Annotated in this window: 13 protein-coding genes and 1 tRNA gene; 5 read left to right on the top strand and 9 right to left on the bottom strand. The window is 65.3% G+C overall.

What is annotated here, in order from left to right; all coding sequences use genetic code 11:
• Positions 1 to 50 precede the first annotated feature (50 nt).
• Genes EB815_RS33525 through EB815_RS05045 form a run of 3 tightly spaced genes read left to right on the top strand, consistent with a single transcriptional unit; the run spans position 51 to position 5,837 of the window.
• Positions 51 to 1,088: an ImuA family protein gene (locus EB815_RS33525; RefSeq protein ID WP_056574384.1), complete on the top strand. Its 1,038-nt coding sequence runs from the start codon at positions 51 to 53 to the stop codon at positions 1,086 to 1,088.
• Positions 1,030 to 2,505 carry a DUF6504 family protein gene (locus EB815_RS05050; RefSeq protein ID WP_056574381.1) on the top strand — a complete coding sequence of 492 codons (1,476 nt, stop codon included), beginning with the start codon at positions 1,030 to 1,032 and terminating at the stop codon, positions 2,503 to 2,505. The genes EB815_RS33525 and EB815_RS05050 overlap by 59 nt, the downstream gene beginning before the upstream one ends.
• Positions 2,502 to 5,837, top strand: coding sequence for an error-prone DNA polymerase (locus EB815_RS05045; protein ID WP_056574378.1), 3,336 nt, complete (start codon positions 2,502 to 2,504; stop codon positions 5,835 to 5,837). Before EB815_RS05050 ends, EB815_RS05045 begins: the two co-directional genes overlap by 4 nt.
• A 287-nt stretch (positions 5,838 to 6,124) precedes the next feature.
• On the opposite strand, the gene EB815_RS05040 is transcribed toward EB815_RS05045, so the two are convergent.
• The 4 genes from EB815_RS05040 to EB815_RS05025 all read right to left on the bottom strand — a co-directional run bounded on the left by EB815_RS05040 (position 6,125) and on the right by EB815_RS05025 (position 8,860).
• Positions 6,125 to 6,370 carry a Trm112 family protein gene (locus tag EB815_RS05040; protein ID WP_056574374.1) on the bottom strand — a complete coding sequence of 82 codons (246 nt, stop codon included), beginning with the start codon at positions 6,368 to 6,370 and terminating at the stop codon, positions 6,125 to 6,127.
• Positions 6,371 to 6,463: 93 nt separating this feature from the next.
• The gene (locus EB815_RS05035) at positions 6,464 to 7,135 is read right to left on the bottom strand and encodes an LON peptidase substrate-binding domain-containing protein (protein WP_056576377.1); all 672 of its coding nucleotides are present in this window, start codon (positions 7,133 to 7,135) and stop codon (positions 6,464 to 6,466) included.
• A gap of 123 nt (positions 7,136 to 7,258) precedes the next feature.
• Positions 7,259 to 8,278, bottom strand: a complete 1,020-nt coding sequence (gene trxA, locus EB815_RS05030) for a thioredoxin (RefSeq protein WP_056574371.1) — start codon at positions 8,276 to 8,278, stop codon at positions 7,259 to 7,261.
• Positions 8,279 to 8,362: 84 nt separating this feature from the next.
• Complete coding sequence (locus tag EB815_RS05025; RefSeq protein ID WP_056574368.1) at positions 8,363 to 8,860, bottom strand: prolyl-tRNA synthetase associated domain-containing protein; 498 nt, start codon at positions 8,858 to 8,860, stop codon at positions 8,363 to 8,365.
• A 210-nt stretch (positions 8,861 to 9,070) separates the two neighbouring features.
• On the opposite strand from EB815_RS05025, the gene EB815_RS05020 reads away from it, so the two are divergent.
• A tRNA-Gly gene (locus EB815_RS05020) sits at positions 9,071 to 9,145 on the top strand.
• A 91-nt stretch (positions 9,146 to 9,236) separates the two neighbouring features.
• Here EB815_RS05020 and EB815_RS05015 read toward each other — a convergent pair.
• Together EB815_RS05015 and EB815_RS05010 are read right to left on the bottom strand one after the other, a co-directional pair.
• Positions 9,237 to 9,530: a hypothetical protein gene (locus EB815_RS05015; RefSeq protein WP_056574365.1), complete on the bottom strand. Its 294-nt coding sequence runs from the start codon at positions 9,528 to 9,530 to the stop codon at positions 9,237 to 9,239.
• 278 nt (positions 9,531 to 9,808) lie between these two features.
• Positions 9,809 to 10,615, bottom strand: a complete 807-nt coding sequence (locus EB815_RS05010; RefSeq protein WP_056576374.1) for a SapC family protein — start codon at positions 10,613 to 10,615, stop codon at positions 9,809 to 9,811.
• 312 nt (positions 10,616 to 10,927) lie between these two features.
• On the opposite strand from EB815_RS05010, the gene EB815_RS05005 reads away from it, so the two are divergent.
• Positions 10,928 to 12,169, top strand: coding sequence for a M24 family metallopeptidase (locus EB815_RS05005; RefSeq protein ID WP_056574362.1), 1,242 nt, complete (start codon positions 10,928 to 10,930; stop codon positions 12,167 to 12,169).
• A gap of 191 nt (positions 12,170 to 12,360) precedes the next feature.
• Here EB815_RS05005 and EB815_RS05000 read toward each other — a convergent pair whose 3' ends face one another.
• From EB815_RS05000 to EB815_RS04990, 3 genes are all read right to left on the bottom strand, one after another.
• Positions 12,361 to 13,797, bottom strand: a complete 1,437-nt coding sequence (locus tag EB815_RS05000; RefSeq protein WP_056574359.1) for an amidase — start codon at positions 13,795 to 13,797, stop codon at positions 12,361 to 12,363.
• 184 nt (positions 13,798 to 13,981) lie between these two features.
• Positions 13,982 to 15,070, bottom strand: coding sequence for a Gfo/Idh/MocA family protein (locus tag EB815_RS04995; protein WP_056576370.1), 1,089 nt, complete (start codon positions 15,068 to 15,070; stop codon positions 13,982 to 13,984).
• 75 nt (positions 15,071 to 15,145) lie between these two features.
• A complete protein-coding gene (locus tag EB815_RS04990; protein ID WP_056574356.1) occupies positions 15,146 to 16,309 on the bottom strand; it encodes an ABC transporter substrate-binding protein in 1,164 nt (387 codons plus the stop codon).
• Between the last annotated feature and the right edge of the window lie 5 nt (positions 16,310 to 16,314).

The raw sequence follows: 16,314 nt of genomic DNA, 5'->3' as shown, positions 1-16,314 counted from the left end.
GGAATCTATAGGAACATAACAGGAACAATTGTGAGTGGAAGCTGACCGTCATGGCGATGAGCGCCGTGGCGCGGGAGACTGTTTTTGCCCTGCGCCGCCAGATCGCGAAAATCGAGGAAACGCTGCCCGAGCGCCTGCAGGCGCCGGCTGGCGCGCCGCTTGATGCCGACGCCAGCGCCGATGTCACGTCCAGTGCCGACCTCACGATCGTCCGGCGCGGCCTTGCCGCGGCCTTGCCGGATGCCTTCCTGCCAACCGGCGTCGAGCGCCTCGATGCCGCCCTGAGCGGCGGCTTGCCGAAAGCCGCCTTGAGCGAAATCCATGGCGGGCAAACCCGTGATGCCGGAGCCGTTGCGGGCTTCGCTCTGTCGCTCACCAGCCTGATCCTGAAGCAGGCACACGGGCTGCCGGTGCTGTGGATCGGTACATCGGAGATCTTTGGCGAGGCCGGCTTTCCCTATGCCAGGGGGCTGCATGCCGCGTTCGGCATCGAACCCGGGCAATTGCTGTTTTCCGAGGCGCCCAGGCTCGTCGATGCGTTGTGGGTCGCCGAGGAGGCCGCCAGGATGACGGCACTCGCCGCCGTCATCCTGGAAATTCGCGGCAACCCGCAGCGGCTGGACCTGACCGCGACGCGCCGGCTGCATGCAAGGGCGGCAAGCGCCGGCCGGCCGGTGTTCCTGCTGCGGCAGGCGGCCGAGCCAGAACCGACGGCGGCGCCCGTCCGCCTCATCGTCGCGTCGGCGCCGGCCGTGCCGCGCGCCACGGTCGCCGGGCCGCTCGCCGGTTCGATCGGCCGCCCTGCCTTCACCATTACCATCGGCAAGAGCCGCACGGCCTTGCCAGGACAATTCACACTGGAGTGGAACCCCGATGAACGCGCATTCGACGAAAGAAGAGGCGAGGAAAAACGGGAACGGGCAAAGGATCCTGTCGCTGTGGTTTCCCTACTTGGCAGCCGAAAGGATCCTGCGGCAGCGTCTGGGGCGGTCCTGGCGTTCCCGGCCGTCGTCGGATCATCCGCCACTGGTGGTCAGCCACCGCCAGGGCAACGCGCAACGCATTTCGGCCCTCGACGAGCGGGCTGAGGCGCTGCACCTGAAGCGCGACATGGGCATTGCCGATGCGCGCGCCATGCATCCGTCGATCGACATCGTCGAGGCCGATCCGGAAGCCGACCGCCGCCTGCTCGAAGGCCTTGCCGACTGGTGCGACCGCTACACCCCGCTGGTGGCGCTGGACGGGACGGACGGCCTGTTCCTCGACGTCACCGGCTGCACCCATCTGTTCGGCGGCGAACGCGCCATGCTCGACGACATCCTGTCGCGCTTCTTCCATCAGGGGTTCGATGTCCGCGCCGGCCTTGCCCCGACGCCGGGAGCGGCCTGGGCGGCGGCACGCTTTTGCGGCGACCGCATCGTCGCCGGGGGCGAGGAGGAAGCACTGCTGGCACCCTTGCCGCTCGCCGCATTGCGCATAGCGCCGGAAACCCGCGCCAGCCTGGAGAGCGTCGGCCTGCGCACGGCGGGCGCCGTCATGGCGGCACCGCGCGCGCCGCTCGCCCGCCGCTTCGGCGCCGCCCTGCTGCTGCGCCTCGACCAGGCGCTTGGCCGTCTCGACGAGGCGGTCTCGCCGCGTCTTCCCGTCGCGCCGCTTTCGGTCGAGCGCCATCTCGCCGAGCCCGTCACGCTGATCGAGGACATCGAACGCCTGGTCGGCCTGCTGGCGACGACCTTGAAGACCGATCTCGAGCGCCGTGGCGAGGGCGCCCGGACGCTGGCGCTGCTGCTCTTCCGCGTCGACGGCGCGGTCAGCCGCATTGCTCTGGGTACCTCGCGGCCGATGCGCGATCCCCGGCTGATCCAGAAGCTGTTCCATGAAAGGCTGGCGGCACTCGAGCAAGGTATCGATGCTGGCTATGGCTTCGACCTGGTGCGGCTCTCCGTGCTGGCCGCCGCCGCCTTCGACATGGCGCAGGCCGACCTGACGGGCGACGTGACCGACGACGGCGCCGACATCGCGCTGTTCGCCGACCGCATCCGCGCCCGGCTCGGCGAAGGCGCGGTCCTGCAGCCGGTCGCCGTGGAAAGCCATCTGCCGGAACGCGCCGTCGCCATCATTCCTTTCACCGAGGCCCCGCGCCGGACCACGCCGCCTAGGAAGCCGGACAGGATGCAGGCGCCCAAAACCATCTTCCCGCCGGAACGGCCGATCCGGCTGTTCCGCGCGCCCGAGCCCATCGAGGTGCCCGCTACCGAAATGCCGGAGGGGCCGCCGCTGCACTTCCGCTGGCGGCGCGCGCTCTACCGCGTCACCCGCGTCGAGGGTCCGGAACGCATCGCCGCCGAATGGTGGCGGGAGGCGTCAAGCGATCCGGCCACATCCACCCGTGACTATTTCCGCATCGAGGATGCCGACGGCCGCCGCTTCTGGCTCTACCGGCAAGGCCTTTATGGCAACCCCCGGGTGCCGCCGCGCTGGTTCATGCACGGGGTCTTCGCATGAACGCGCTGACCGTCATCCCCTATGCCGAGTTCGGCATCCAGTCGAATTTCTCCTTCCTGCGCGGCGCCTCCAAGCCGGAGGAACTGGTGGTCGCGGCCAAGCTGCTGGGCTTCTCCGCGATCGGCCTTGCCGACCGCAACACGGTTGCCGGCGTGGTGCGCGCCTGGCAGCAGGCCAAGGTCGAAAAACTCTCCTATCACCCCGGCTGCCGGCTGGTTTTCGGCGACGGCACGCCGGACATTCTCGCCTATCCCCGGAACCGTGCGGGCTGGGGGCATCTGTGCCGCATGCTCACCCAGGCCAATCTGCGTGACGAAACCGAAAAGGGCGCCACGCTTCTCCAGCACAGCGACCTCCTGGAATGGGGGGATTTGATGTCGCTGGCGGTCCTGCCCGATCTGGTGGCGGACGCGCAAGGCGGTCTTGCCCTGCTTCGCCAGCTCAAGGATCGTTTCGGCAAGGCCCTGCGGCTTGGCGTCTCGCCCGACTATGCGGGCAATGATCGTTTCCGGATCGAGCAGGCGGCGGCGTTGGCCGAAAGTGCCGGCATCCCGCTGATGGCGACCAACGATGTCCTCTACCACGCGGCGGAACGGCGTCCATTGCAGGATGTGCTCACCGCGATCCGCCTCAACACGCCCGTCGCAGAGGTCGGCCTTGAGCTCACCGCCAACGCCGAGCGTCACCTGAAGCCACCGCTGGAGATGGCGCGCCTGTTCCGCAGGCACCCGCAAGCGCTGGCCGAGACGCTGCGTTTCGGGGAGGAGCTGGCCTTCTCGCTCAGCGACCTCCAGTACAACTACCCCGACGAGCCGACGGAATCGGGCCTCGGGCCGCAGGCCGAACTGGAGAGGCTGGCGCGAGAAGGCGCGGCCAAGCGCTTCCCGGGCGGTGTCCCCACCAGCGTCATAAAACGCATCCAGGAAGAGCTCGCTCTGATCGAGCGGCTGAATTACGCCCGCTATTTCCTGACCGTCTACGACATCATCAAATTCGCCCGCAGCCAGAATATCCTCTGCCAGGGCCGTGGATCTGCCGCCAATTCCATCATCTGTTTCTGCATCGGCATCACCGAGGTTGGTCCGGACAAGATCGATACGCTGTTCGAGCGCTTCATTTCCGAGGAGAGGAACGAACCGCCTGACATCGACGTCGACTTCGAGCATGAACGACGCGAAGAGGTGATGCAGTACATCTACGAGAAATACAGCGGCAAGCGTACCGCGCTGGCCGCCGCTGTCATCAGCTATCGCGGCCGCTCTGCACTGCGCGAGGTTTCCAAGGCGATGGGGCTGTCGGAGGATGTCAGGGCGTCGTTATCGGGTTCGATCTGGGGCTGGTCGACCTCGGAACTCGGCGAAAAGGAAGCCCGCGCCGGCGGCCTTGACCGGAGCGACCCCACATCACGGCATGTGATGGAACGCGCCAACGAGATCATGGGCTTTCCCCGTCACCTCTCCCAGCATGTCGGCGGCTTCGTCATCACCAGGGACCGCCTCGACGAGATCGTGCCCATCGTCAAGACGGCGATGGACCAGCGCAAGATGGTCGAATGGGACAAGGACGATCTCGACTCGGTGAAGATCCTCAAGGTGGACGTCCTGGCGCTCGGCATGCTGACCTGTCTCCAGCGGGCCTTCACCTTGCTTACGGAGCACTATCCGAAGGCGCGGGATGACTACGGCCAACCCTATGTGCTGGCCACCTTGCCACCGGAAGACAAGCGCGTTTACGACATGATCGGCCGGGCTGACACGCTCGGTGTCTTCCAGATCGAATCGCGCGCCCAGATGTCGATGCTGCCAAGGCTCAAACCAAAGGATTTCTATGACCTTGTCATCGAGGTCGCGATCGTGCGGCCAGGCCCGATCCAGGGCGATATGGTGCATCCCTATCTGCGCCGACGGCAAGGTAAGGAAAAACCCGAATATCAGAAGGCGGAGTTGAAAGACATCCTCGGCAGGACGCTGGGCGTGCCGCTATTCCAGGAACAGGCGATGAAGATCGCCATCGTCGCCGGCGGCTTCAAGCCGGGCGAGGCCGACGAACTGCGACGTGCCATGGCCACCTTCAAGCGCACCGGCACCATCGGCAATTACCGCGATCGAATGATCAAGGGCATGGTCGGCAAGGGCTACACCAAGGACTTCGCCGAGCGTTGCTTCAAGCAGATCGAGGGCTTTGGCGAATACGGCTTTCCCGAAAGCCATGCCGCCTCCTTCGCTCTGCTCGTCTATGCCTCGTGCTGGTTCAAGACCTTCTATCCCGACGTGTTCTGCGCCGCGATCCTGAATTCGCAACCGATGGGGTTCTACCAGCCGGCGCAACTGGTACGCGACGCGCGCGACCATGGCGTCGACATCCGCGAGGTCGACGTCAATTATTCCGTCTGGGACTGCACCCTGGAAAAGGCGGCTTTCGATCCGGCCCGCATCCTGCCGCGCCATGCCGAGATGCGCGGCGTCATCGAGACGTCCCATGCGCTGCGGCTCGGCTTCCGGCAGATCAAGGGGCTTTCCAAGGAACGCATGGAGCAATTCGTGGCGCGACGCGGCTCAGGCTACGAAACCGTCCGGGACGTCTGGCTGCGCTCCGGCCTCGATGTAGACGAGATCGAGCGGCTGGCGCAGGCCGATGCCTTCCGTTCGATCGGCCTCGACCGCCGTGCCGCACTGTGGGAGGTGCGCGCGCTGGGCGCCAGGAGCGCGGCCGAAAAACTGCCGCTGTTCGACCAGCCGGCGCTGCGCCTGCGCGAACTCGAGCCCGAGACGAAGCTGCCGAAAATGCCGCTCGGCGAACACGTCATCCACGACTACCGCTCGCTCGGCCTGTCGCTGAAGGCGCATCCGGTCGCCTTCCTGCGCGAACGGCTCGACCGCGCCGGTGTCACGCCCAATGCCAACCTGCCTTCCGTGCGCGACGGCAGGCGCGTCTCCGTTGCCGGGCTGGTGCTGGTGCGCCAGCGCCCCGGCAAGGGCAACGCGATCTTCCTGACGCTGGAGGACGACAAGGCAGTCGCCAACGTCATCTTCTGGGAGCGGACCTTTACCCGCTTCCGGCCCATCGTCATGGGCGCGCGGTTCGTGAAGGTGTCAGGGAAATTGCAGTCGGAATCGGGTGTGATCCATATCGTTGCGGAAAAGATCGAGGATCTGACGCCCTGGCTGACCGTGCTTCTGGAGAAGGTGAGCGGGGCCGGGCAGCCGGGCGCGCGACACGCCTCCAGCGAGGGTCTGGATCGCTCCAGCCAAACGGGGCCGGCGAGACAAGATCTCGCAACACTGTCGGAAGAAGCAGAAAGTGTCATGCCAAAGGGACGGAATTTTCAGTAGCGTACGGCGCCGCTTCGCCCTCACCCACCTTTCGTCATCCACGGGCGGAGCAGGAGCGAAGCTCCGTCGCGGAGACCCGAGGATCCATGCCGCGACTTCGAACGAAGAGTGCCACGGTCCAGAATAGCGTCTTTACATCGTGGGACGAAAGGCAACCGGCTCCGGCCCGCTTTCGCACGTCACATACGTCGCGGCATGGATCCCAGGGTCTCCGCGACGCCGCTACGCGGCTGCTCCGCCCTGGGATGACGACGCGATGAATGGCACCGCCTCCTGCGACGGCCCGCTCAACCCGGTCCGCTCAGGCGGGGCGGCGGCGCCAGCACATCCTCGGCCGACAACGTCCGCGCCTCCGAAGGCAGCATGATCGGAATACCGTCGCGCACCGGATAAGCCAGTTTGGCGACCCGCGAGACCAACTCGCCCCGCTCCGGATCCCAGGCCAGCGGCCCCTTGGTCAACGGGCAGGCCAGAAGCTCCAGCAACTTGGGGTCGACATTGAAATTCTTTCCGTCACGCCCATCCGCCGCCACCGTGTCGCCTCCTGACCAACTATCGAAAGATGCGTTGAGATTCAGGTCAGGCCGAGTCGAAAATGGCCGGCATCACCTGAATATCGGCACATCTTACTGCAGACTCGAACCAAAATCCTCATTCTCGCGCGCCAGCGCCATTTCGGTGATGGCAATCAGCGTTTCGGCCCTTGTCTTCAGGTCGGCGGCCTCGAGCAGCGCCTGCTTCTCGGCCGGACCGTAGGGCGCCATCATCGACAGCGCGTTGACCAGCATGGCATTTTCGGCACGGCTGACGCTCTCCCAGTCGGCTTCGAGATCATTGGCCTGCAGATAGGCGCGAAACGCCCTTAGCAGCGCCGGCCGGTCGATCTCGTTCGCCGCCGGATCGTCATCGAGATCGGCCAGGAAGGGCGCCGGTTTCGCCTGGCGAAACGGCGTCTTGACCGTCAGTTCATGGCCGATGCGGAACCGGCACACGCCCTGCAGCGAAATCAGGTAGCGGCCGTCGCCGGTCTCGGAAAAGGCGATGATGCGCCCGGCGCAGCCGACATTGCAGAGCTCCGGCTCGCCGTCGTCGCGCAACGCGCCGTCAAGACGTGGCTGGATGATACCGATGAGCCGAGAGCCGGCCACCGCCTCGTCCACCATTTGCAGGTAGCGCGGCTCGAAGATGTTGAGCGGCATGCGGCCGCCCGGCAGCAGAAGCGCCCCCTCGAGCGGAAAAATCGGGATCGTCGACGGCAGATCCTTGGCGAGCCGGTAATGCGCGTTTCCCGCTTGCACCATAGTCCTCCCATCGACTTCTTCCGCTTCCCGCCGCCGGGATCGTTGGCGAACCGGCGCCAGCTTCCTAATCTGGCGCTGCCGCCGCCGACGCCAAGCCCATGCGACGAAACAGCCGCCGGCTCAGGAAAACAGCAGCGCCGACAATTTGCGCCGCGCCGCCAGCGTCGCCTCGTCGGTCATGCCCCAGGCCTCGAAGAATTGCAGCAATTGCGTCCTGGCGCCATCCTCGTTCCAGGCGCGGTCGGCCTTGATGATGGCCAGCAGATTGTCGGCCGCCGCCGTGCGTTCGCCCCTGGCGTTCTGGATCATGGCCAGATCGAAACGGGCCTGATGATCCTTGGGATTTTCCGCCAGGCGCCGCTCGAACTCGGCCGGATTGCCGAGCGTCGCCGCTTGCGCGGCAAGCGCCATCTTGGCACGCAGCGCGGCAAGCGCCGGCGCATCCTTCTTGGCCTCAGGCGCTGTCGCCAGCAACGCCTCGGCGCCTTCCGTGTCGCCGGCCTCGAACAGCAGGTCACCCAGCCCGGCGATTGCCTCGACCGTCTCCGGCGCCTGCGCCAGGATGGCGTCAAAAATGTCGGCGGCGGTCTGCATGTCGCCGGCGTCGCGGGCTTCCGCCGCCGCCGCCAGCGCCTCGGCCACGGCCGGCGCGCCATTGCCCTTGCCGCCGACCTTGGTGATGAATTCTGCGATCTGGCTCTCCGGGATCGCGCCCATGAAGCCGTCGACCGGCTGGCCGTCCTTGAAGGCGATGACCGCCGGAATGGACTGGATGCCGAGCTGGCCGGCGATCGAGGGGTGGTCGTCGATGTTCATCTTGACGAGCTTGACCTTGCCGCCGGCGGCCTTGACCGCCTTTTCGAGCTGCGGCGTCAGCTGCTTGCAAGGCCCGCACCACGGCGCCCAGAAATCGACCAGCACCGGCTGGCGGCGCGATTCCTGAATGACGTCGGCGGCGAAGGCAGCGGTCGTCGTGTCCTTGATGACATCGCCGGTGGCTGGGGGAGCGGAAGGGGCGCCCGCCGCGTCGCCAAGCGCGACCTTTGCCGGCGCGGGTGCGGTTCCGCCATACTGCACGGTGGTGGCATACTGGCCGCCATTGCTGCCGAATGATCCGCCAAACGGATTGTTGTCGCTCATCTCGTCACCCTTTCGGTCGCGCCGCCGGCCCGCGGGTCGGCGCAATGTCTTTATTGGAAGTCGGTTTCGCCATCCATGTGGCGATCATGCCGAGACTTTCAAGATAGCAGCATCATGCCCGGTTGCCTCGACGAATCTGATGAGATCGGCCGCCGCGATCGATGTCGTCGCCTCATTGGTCAGCGGATGCGCATTGATGACGGCATGATCCATCAAATCCTTGTCGAGCACCAGCTTCACCTTGTTTGCCGTGTCGTTGATGACGCCAAAGACGGTGACCGCGCCCGGCGAAACGCCCAGAAGCTCCATCAGCATCTCCGGTTTGCCGAAGGAAACACGGCTGGCGGCGCCGATCAGCTGGTGGATCTGCTTCAGGTCGACGACCGCGTCCTCGCCGACGGTGACCAGGAAGAAATTGTCCTTCTTGTCCTTCAGGAACAGGTTCTTGGTGTGCCCGCCGTCGATTTCGCCGCGCAGCGCCTGCGAATCGGCCACCGTATAGAGCGGCGGATGGCGTTTCGTCGAAACGGCGATGCCCAGTTCGGCAAGAAAGGCAAAAAGCTCGGCTTCGGTCTTCGGCATTGGTTTCTTCTTTGTCCGTTTCCTGCCTCGCCGTTTACGGCCAATGAGGCGTCAGACACAAGACCATCGCGCGATGGCACAATGAAATCCGCGCATCGCGGCGGTTTGCCGGCATCACTCGAAAGGTTGTAAAAAGGCTGCGATTTCCCTGTTGCAATCGCCGCGCTCTTAAGCCATATAGGCCCGGCTTGCGGCCAAGACGCCGTGTGAGCGGGTGTAGCTCAGGGGTAGAGCACAACCTTGCCAAGGTTGGGGTCGAGCGTTCGAATCGCTTCACCCGCTCCAGTTTCCTCTCGGGAAATCAAGCATCGAAAAGCCGCGGTCCCCGCGGCTTTTTCGTTTTTGGGCGGCCGGAACGCCGGCGCCAAGGCGGTTGTCACTTTTGGGACTGCTGGAAGCCCGCAACATCGTATTGAGATACGCTCTTCGGATTCTTGGAGTTCTGCGGCTGGGTCCCTGCGTAATGTGTTCCGGCGTTCCCGTCCGGGTTGAAGGCCGAACCCGGCGCGGTGCTGGCATTGCCAGGGGTGGCAGTCCCTGTCTGAGGGGTGCCGATTGTCTGATTGGGCTGCCCCTTGGTCCCCGTTACCGAGTGGACATTGGCGGCCAAGGCCAGGCCGGCGGAGGTTGCAAGCAAGCCCAGCACCATGGGAATGAGGCGATGTTTCATCGTTGTTCTCCCAAAAACGGTTGATTTAAGGGCGCTCGGAGTCTCAGGAGCACCCGGCGAACTAATGATTAAACGCTCTTCGGACCGCCGTTCATCCCGAACATTTCGAATCTGTGATGTAGGGCGACACTGACGCGGCTCATTGCATAGGGTAACCCGCGCCGGTCGGATGGATGCGCGAGACATCCGAAGATCCTGCGGCGACCTGAAATTTGAGCACGCAAGCCAATTTCCAGGCGGCGTTGTGCGGTCTGTCGGCGATCCGGCCCTTTCGTCTTTCAGGAGGGCGACCGTCCTTGTCCCGCCTTGCGCAGCGACGCCTGGTGCACCAGGGAGGTCCAGCTGTTGGTCGAGGCGAGGTGACAATAGAGCAGGGTGAGCGCGCCGGATTTCCTCAGGTCGAGGAAGGCCTCGTCGCTCAATTTGTTGAAGGCGTCCTCGTCGATCACCTGGAAATCGGTGAGGTTGAGGGTTTCGCCGCCTTCCAGCGTCACCGTGCTCTGGCGCGGCGCGAACAGGCGATGCGCGTCGATCCTCTCGACCATCTCGCGGGTGGCCCTGAAGTCGATCTGGAACTGATTGCAGAAGGCCAGCGCCTGCCTCGTCGCTTCCGTGGGCTCGGCGCCGTTGAAGAAGGGGGCTATCTTGTCGTCACCGAGGGACGAGAGCACCTTGTCGACGACCCGCTCGCTTGCCCTGTCCACGCACAGCGTCAGCCGGCCCGCCGTGGTCGGGTCCTCGGCCAGGATGAAGGGGTAGCGGCGGACATAGGCGGGGACGTAATGCGGCGCGGCCCACCGGCCGTCTTTGTCGACGAACAGGTTCTCGCCCTGGCGCACGCCGGTGATGATCACCGGCGCCTTGGCCGGACCGATGAAGACGATCGGATAGGAGCGCATCGCCGCCGGCATCTCCGACGCCACCACCGGAATGGCATGCACTGCACGCGCGAAGGAAAGGTCGCCGCGCGTGGTCAGGCCCAGCGAGCCGTGCCGCGCCGGGTTGAGCGCCTCGGGCCTGGAATAGAACAGCGGCATGGCACCGCTTTCCGGCACCGCTTCCGTCTTCGCCGCCTTGTCCGCCATGGTCCATCCCTTTCTCACGCCAGCCGATCGAGCAGGCTTCTGCAGCATCGACCCGAAGGCCGGCATCCGCACTTGTTGCGCTGATATTGCCCGGGCAAGAATCCGGCGCGGCAGCAAGCTACTACAGTGTCCATTGGCATGGAATCGGTCGCCCGGTCACCATCCGGTGTCGTTGATCGGCTTCACCGCGGCCATTCAAGCTGGAGCCGATCAAGCAAACGATTTCGCCGGCATTGGCGCCCGGTCGGCATTTGCCCCTTGATCGACGCTGCCCGCAATGCTCCGTTGCCCTCTCGGACATCGGGAGAACACATGACCGGCTTTGTCGACCGCCAGCGCGCCGCGCATTTGATGGAAAGCGCCGGCATCGGGGCGCTGGTGCTCTCGGCGCCCGAGGCCTTCCACCATGCGACCGGGGCGTGGATCGGCCCGGCGGGACTGTTCCGGCGCGCCGGCGGCGGCTTCGTCGTCATACCGGCCCGGCAGGATCTGCCGATCGGCATCGTCGTCGCGGACTTCAACGTCGCCCAGCTGCGGCTCGCCGCGGCTGAAGCGACTGTGCGTTCGCACCCGATCTGGATCGAAACCGCGCCACTGGAGACAGGCGCTCACGGTCTTCTGGCGGAGCGCATCGAGGCCGGTCTCGCCTCGCTTGGCCGCGCGCCGGATTTCTCGCGCCCCGCCACCTTCGATCTCGCCGGCTCGGTGAACCAGCTGCGGGCCCTGCTGGACGACTTCGGGCTGGCGCGCGCGACGCTCGGCGTCGACCTCGACTTTATTCCGGCCGCCGATTTCACGGCCATCCAGGCGCTGCTTCCGCACTGCCTGTTCGCCGACGGTTCACCGGTCCTGGACCGGCTCAGGGCCATCAAGACGCAGCGCGAGATCGATCTGCTGCAGCAAGGCATCATCCTGTCGGAAGCCGGGCTGGAGCGCCTGCAGGTGGACGCGATGGCCGGCATGCGCCAGGCCGATCTCGTCGCGCTCTACCGGAAAGGCGTCGCCGAGGCGGCGGCAGGGCTGTCGCATCCGGTCGCCACCGCCGAATATGTGACGTTGGGTGCCCGGGCCAAGGGCGCCGATGCCAGGGCCGTGGCGGGCGACCCGCTGAAATGCGACATGGTCTGCACGGTCGGCGGCTACGCCTCCGACATGTCGCGCAATTTCATCTTCGGGCCGCCTTCCGCCGACCAGGCCGAACTGCATGCGCTCGCCGAGCGGGCTTTCGAGGACGGACTGGCGGCGCTTGTGCCGGGCAACTCCCTCGCCCATGTCCACCGCGTCACCACCGAAAGCCTGGCGCGGCAAGGTCTGCGCTCCTACCGCCGCGGCCATTTCGGCCACAGCGTCGGCCAGTCGGTGTTTTCCGAGCAATGGCCGTTCATCGCGGCCGACAGCGATGTCGTGATCGAGGCCGGCATGGTGCTGGCCTTCGAGATCCCGCTCTACATAGACGGCCTCGCCAGCTTCAATCTCGAGGACCAGTTCCTGATCACGGCGGATGGGCCTGTTGCGATGAATCGGCTGCCGAGGCGGCTGGAGACGATTGGGTAAATGGCATCTCGGCACCGAAGCCGCGGCGCGCTGTTGGACTGCACGCCGTAGGATGTGTTGAGATTCAGGTCAGGCCGCGCCGAAAGCGGTGGTTCCCGAGAACCGGAGCGGAGCGTACTTAAAGTACGTGAGCACCGGAAGCGCAGGGAACCGCCGCTTGCAGGCCGGCATCACCTGAATATCGGCACATCCTAACCACTCACCGCCGGCCGCCGATCCATCCACGGCATCTCCTGCTCCAGCTGTGCCGACGCCGCCAGCACCGTCGCCTCGTCGCCATAGCGGCCGACCAGCTGCACGCCGATCGGCACCCCGCCTTTCGACCATCCGAGCGGCAGCGAGATCGCCGGTTGGCCGGAAATGTTGAAGGGGAAGGCAAACACGGAGTCCGCCCATTTGGCATTGTAGCGGTCGATGTCGGTTTCCGACATGTCGTAATAGCCGAGCGGACGCGGCAACTGGGTCAGTGTCGGCGTGATGAAAAGGTCGTAGGCGTTGAGATCGCCGACAATGTCGCGGCCGACCTGCCTGAGCTGCTCGACATCGGAAATGTGCCTGACACCACTCGTCGCGCGGCCGCGCTCGATGATCGCCCAGGTCACCGCTTCGACGTCGCCTGGGGTGACCGGCCTGCCGATCACCGTTTCGAGATAGTCGAAGGTCGCCGCCGTCTGCACGCAGGTCATGTTGGTGTAGGTCGCCCAGACGGCATTGGCGTCGAGCGGCATGTCATGCGCCTCGACATCGTGTCCCAGCCGCTCGAGCGTCGCCACGGTTGCCAGCACCGCCGCCTTCACCTCCGGATCGATGGCGGTGCCGTTGGGCGGCGTGACGGAGAAGCCGATGCGCAATCTCTTCGGCGCCCGCGCCGACAGGCTGAGCCAGGAGCCATCCGGCACCGGTGGCGTATAGGGATCGCCCGGCAGCGCGCCGGCCACCGCGTCGAGATAGGCCGCCGTGTCGCGCACACTGCGCGAGCAGCAGAGAAAATAGGCGCCGCCATACCAATAGTCGCCGAACGGCGCGAGACTGACGCGGCCGCGCGACGGTTTCAGGCCGACAATGCCGCAGCAGGAGGCCGGAATGCGGATCGAGCCGGCGCCGTCACTGGCTTCGGCGATCGGCACCATGCGCGACGCAATCGCCGCCGCCGCGCCGCCGCTCGAGCCGCCGGGCGTGATGCCTTCCTTCCACGGGTTCTTCGTCACCCCGTAGAGTTTCGGTTCCGTCGTGATCGACCAGCCGTTTTCAGGTGCGTTCGACTTGCCGACCAGCACCAGCCCAGCCGCCTTCATGCGGCGGACCACTTCGGTGTCGAAATCGGCGACGACATCTTTCAAATAGAAGGAAGAATTGGTGTTGGGCGCACCTGTCCAGGACGAGGCCAGCTCCTTGAGCAGGAATGGTACGCCGGCGAACGGAGCCGATTTGTCGACCGTCTGCGCCTGCGCGCGCGCCATGTCGTACAAGCGGTGGATGACCGCGTTCAGCGCCGGGTTGAGCCGCTCGACCAGTGTGATCGCCGCCTCGACCAGTTCGGCCGGCGAAACCTCGCCGCCGCGCACCAACCTGGCCAGGTCGAGCGCGTCGGACTCGGCGTAGGTTTTCAACAGACTGTCGGTGACCATGTCTCTCCTCCCAATTTCCATGCCTCGGCACCGCGCCGGAAATGCGCGCTGTCCCTGCCAGTCAATTGCAAATGCAAGCGCCGCCCCTCATCCGCCCGCCGGCACCTTCTCCCGTATAGGGACGGGAGAAGGATGAAACTCCTGCGGCGCCGGCGCCTCCTCCAGCACCAGCGGCCGGATTGTCTCAGGCCAGCTCGACGGTCCGGCCGAGTTCGATGCTCTGTTCGGCGGCGAGCACGATGCGCAGGCTGTTGACCGCCGCGTCCATCTGCTCGGTCAGATCGAGATCCTCGCGAATGGCGCGCAGGAAGAAGGCCTGCTCGCGGTCGCACAGCTCCTGGTGGCCGGGCTCGTCCTCCATGCTGACGATCTCGTCGGGTTTCTTGAAGTTCTTGTCGCCGTCGACGGCGGCATAATGGATCTTCAGCGCATCGGTCTTGGTGTGCCGGTCGATGTCGGCCGAATTGGAAACCTCGGCGTCCGAGGCCGTGCCCGCCGCCTGGCCGGCGACGATCGACACCGCGCCCTTGGGGCCGACAACATCCTTCACGAAATAGGCCGTCTCGCTCATCATCGGGCCCCAGCCGGCCTCGTACCAGCCGACCGAGCCGTCATCGAAGGTGACGTGCAGATGGCCGTAATTCTGCTTGTCGGCCTCCGCCCAGAGCTTGGCGCCGATGCCGTGCACACGTACGGGCTTGGCGCCGGTCAGCTGGCACATGACGTCGACATAGTGCACGCCGCAATCGACGATCGGGATCAGCGAATCGATCAGGTTCTTGTGCCAGTGCCAGGCACTGCCGCTGCTCTGCTGGTTGAGGTTGAGACGCATCACCAGCGGCTTGCCGAGCGTCTTGCCGACCTCGATGAACTTGATCCAAGAGGGGTGGACGCGCAGGATGTAGCCGAGCACCAGCTTGCGGTTCTTGGCCCGTGCCGCCGCCACGACCTTTTCGGCATCCTCGATATTGGTGGCGAGCGGCTTTTCCATGAACACATGGCAATTGGCCGCGATCGCCTTCAGCGCATATTCGGCATGGGTGTTCGGCCAGCTGTTGATCGAGACGGCGTCCGGCTTTGTCTCCTTCAGCGCCAGGTCGAAATCCTCGTAGAGCGGATAGCCGGCTAATTCCGCCGGGATCTTCGTGTTGCTCTTGATCGAGCGGCTCATGATGCCGACGATCTGAAAACCCTCGGAGCGGTGATAGGCGCTGGCATGCGACGCACCCATATTGCCCAGGCCCACCACCAGCACTTTTACCTTGTCGGCCACATCAGCCTCCCATGCTTTCTTCAATGAAGTGCGGGCGGCAACCCTGTCGCCGCCCGGTTCTGCTGCCGCCAGTCCCTACTTGACCGCCGAATCGAACAGATGCGCCTTGATCTTCTCGACATCGAGCGCGGCAAAGCCTTCCGACAGCTTGACGCCGTCGGCATCGGCCTTGACCTTGGCCTTGTCGAAGTCGTTGGCCGCCGGGATCAGGTCGTTGGTGCAGACATCCTCGGCCTTCACCGGATTGGTGATCTGGCCGATCTTGTGGATCTCGTCGAAGAAGCCCTGCCAGCTCGCCATGTCGTGCGAGCCCCAGCCGCCGCGCTTGTCCATGTCGCCACGGAAGACGTTGATCTGCTGCAGGATCGACGTGGTGCCAAGCTCCGGCCCTAGATTCTTGGCCAGCGTCGGGAACTGCTCGAACACCGCCTCGACCGCAGCGCGCGGGTTCTGGTAGCCGAATTCGAGGCCCATCGCCCAGCCGCGCAGGTACTTTTCCAGGAACGCCTTCTTGTCGGCATCCTCGAGATCGGCGCTCCGCACGACGAAGGTGTTGGCCGGCAGCTTGGAATGCTCGACGCCGAGCCAGTATTCGAAGTCGAGGCCCTTGGCGATCCATTCGGCGCGCAGTCCTTCCCATGAAAGGGCCGCGTCACCCTGGCCGCCGGCAAGGGCAGTGCCCCAGGTCGGCCAGCCGGCCTCGACATATTTGACCTTCTTGATGTCCACGCCTTGCGCGGCCAGCAGCGGATCGGTGATCGACTGCCAGGCGGCGGAGCCGAGCAGTATGGTCTTGCCTTCCAGCTTCTTGAGGTCGTTCGATCCCTCGCCCTTGCGGAAGGCGATGCTGAACGTGTCGCGCGCGCCCATATGGAACACCGACTTCAGCTTCATACCGTTCTGGATGGCGAAGGAGAACACGCCGGGCGAGGGGAAGCCCATATCCGCCTGGCCGACATCGACGAACTTCACCGTCGCCGTACCGTCCGAAGGTCCCGGCTGCATGTCGGTGTCGAGCCCGTCGAAATAGCCGGCCTTCTTCGCCGCCCAGTAGGGATAGTCGTCGAGCACCTCGAGCGTGCCGCGCGGCGAGATCCAGGTGAACTTGCCGTAGGCCTCGGCCCTGGCCTTGAGGCCGGTGGCGCCAAGCGCCGTTGCCGTCACCAGGCCGGCGCCGGTGACCTGCAGGAAATAGCGGCGGGAGATCCCCGCCTGGCGGATCGAATTGTCTTTGGTCATCGCTT

Source organism: Mesorhizobium loti, assembly GCF_013170705.1.
Taxonomy (GTDB): domain Bacteria; phylum Pseudomonadota; class Alphaproteobacteria; order Rhizobiales; family Rhizobiaceae; genus Mesorhizobium; species Mesorhizobium loti_D.
This window is presented reverse-complemented; position numbering and strand designations above follow the sequence as displayed.

Coding starts and splice junctions, on each gene's coding strand:
- EB815_RS33525 (WP_056574384.1), top strand. CDS start 51: ATGGCGATGAGCGCCGTGGCGCGGGAGACTGTTTTTGCCCTGCGCCGC.
- EB815_RS05045 (WP_056574378.1), top strand. CDS start 2,502: ATGAACGCGCTGACCGTCATCCCCTATGCCGAGTTCGGCATCCAGTCG.
- trxA (WP_056574371.1), bottom strand. CDS start 8,278: ATGAGCGACAACAATCCGTTTGGCGGATCATTCGGCAGCAATGGCGGC.
- EB815_RS05025 (WP_056574368.1), bottom strand. CDS start 8,860: ATGCCGAAGACCGAAGCCGAGCTTTTTGCCTTTCTTGCCGAACTGGGC.
- EB815_RS05015 (WP_056574365.1), bottom strand. CDS start 9,530: ATGAAACATCGCCTCATTCCCATGGTGCTGGGCTTGCTTGCAACCTCC.
- EB815_RS05010 (WP_056576374.1), bottom strand. CDS start 10,615: ATGGCGGACAAGGCGGCGAAGACGGAAGCGGTGCCGGAAAGCGGTGCC.
- EB815_RS05005 (WP_056574362.1), top strand. CDS start 10,928: ATGACCGGCTTTGTCGACCGCCAGCGCGCCGCGCATTTGATGGAAAGC.
- EB815_RS05000 (WP_056574359.1), bottom strand. CDS start 13,797: ATGGTCACCGACAGTCTGTTGAAAACCTACGCCGAGTCCGACGCGCTC.
- EB815_RS04990 (WP_056574356.1), bottom strand. CDS start 16,309: ATGACCAAAGACAATTCGATCCGCCAGGCGGGGATCTCCCGCCGCTAT.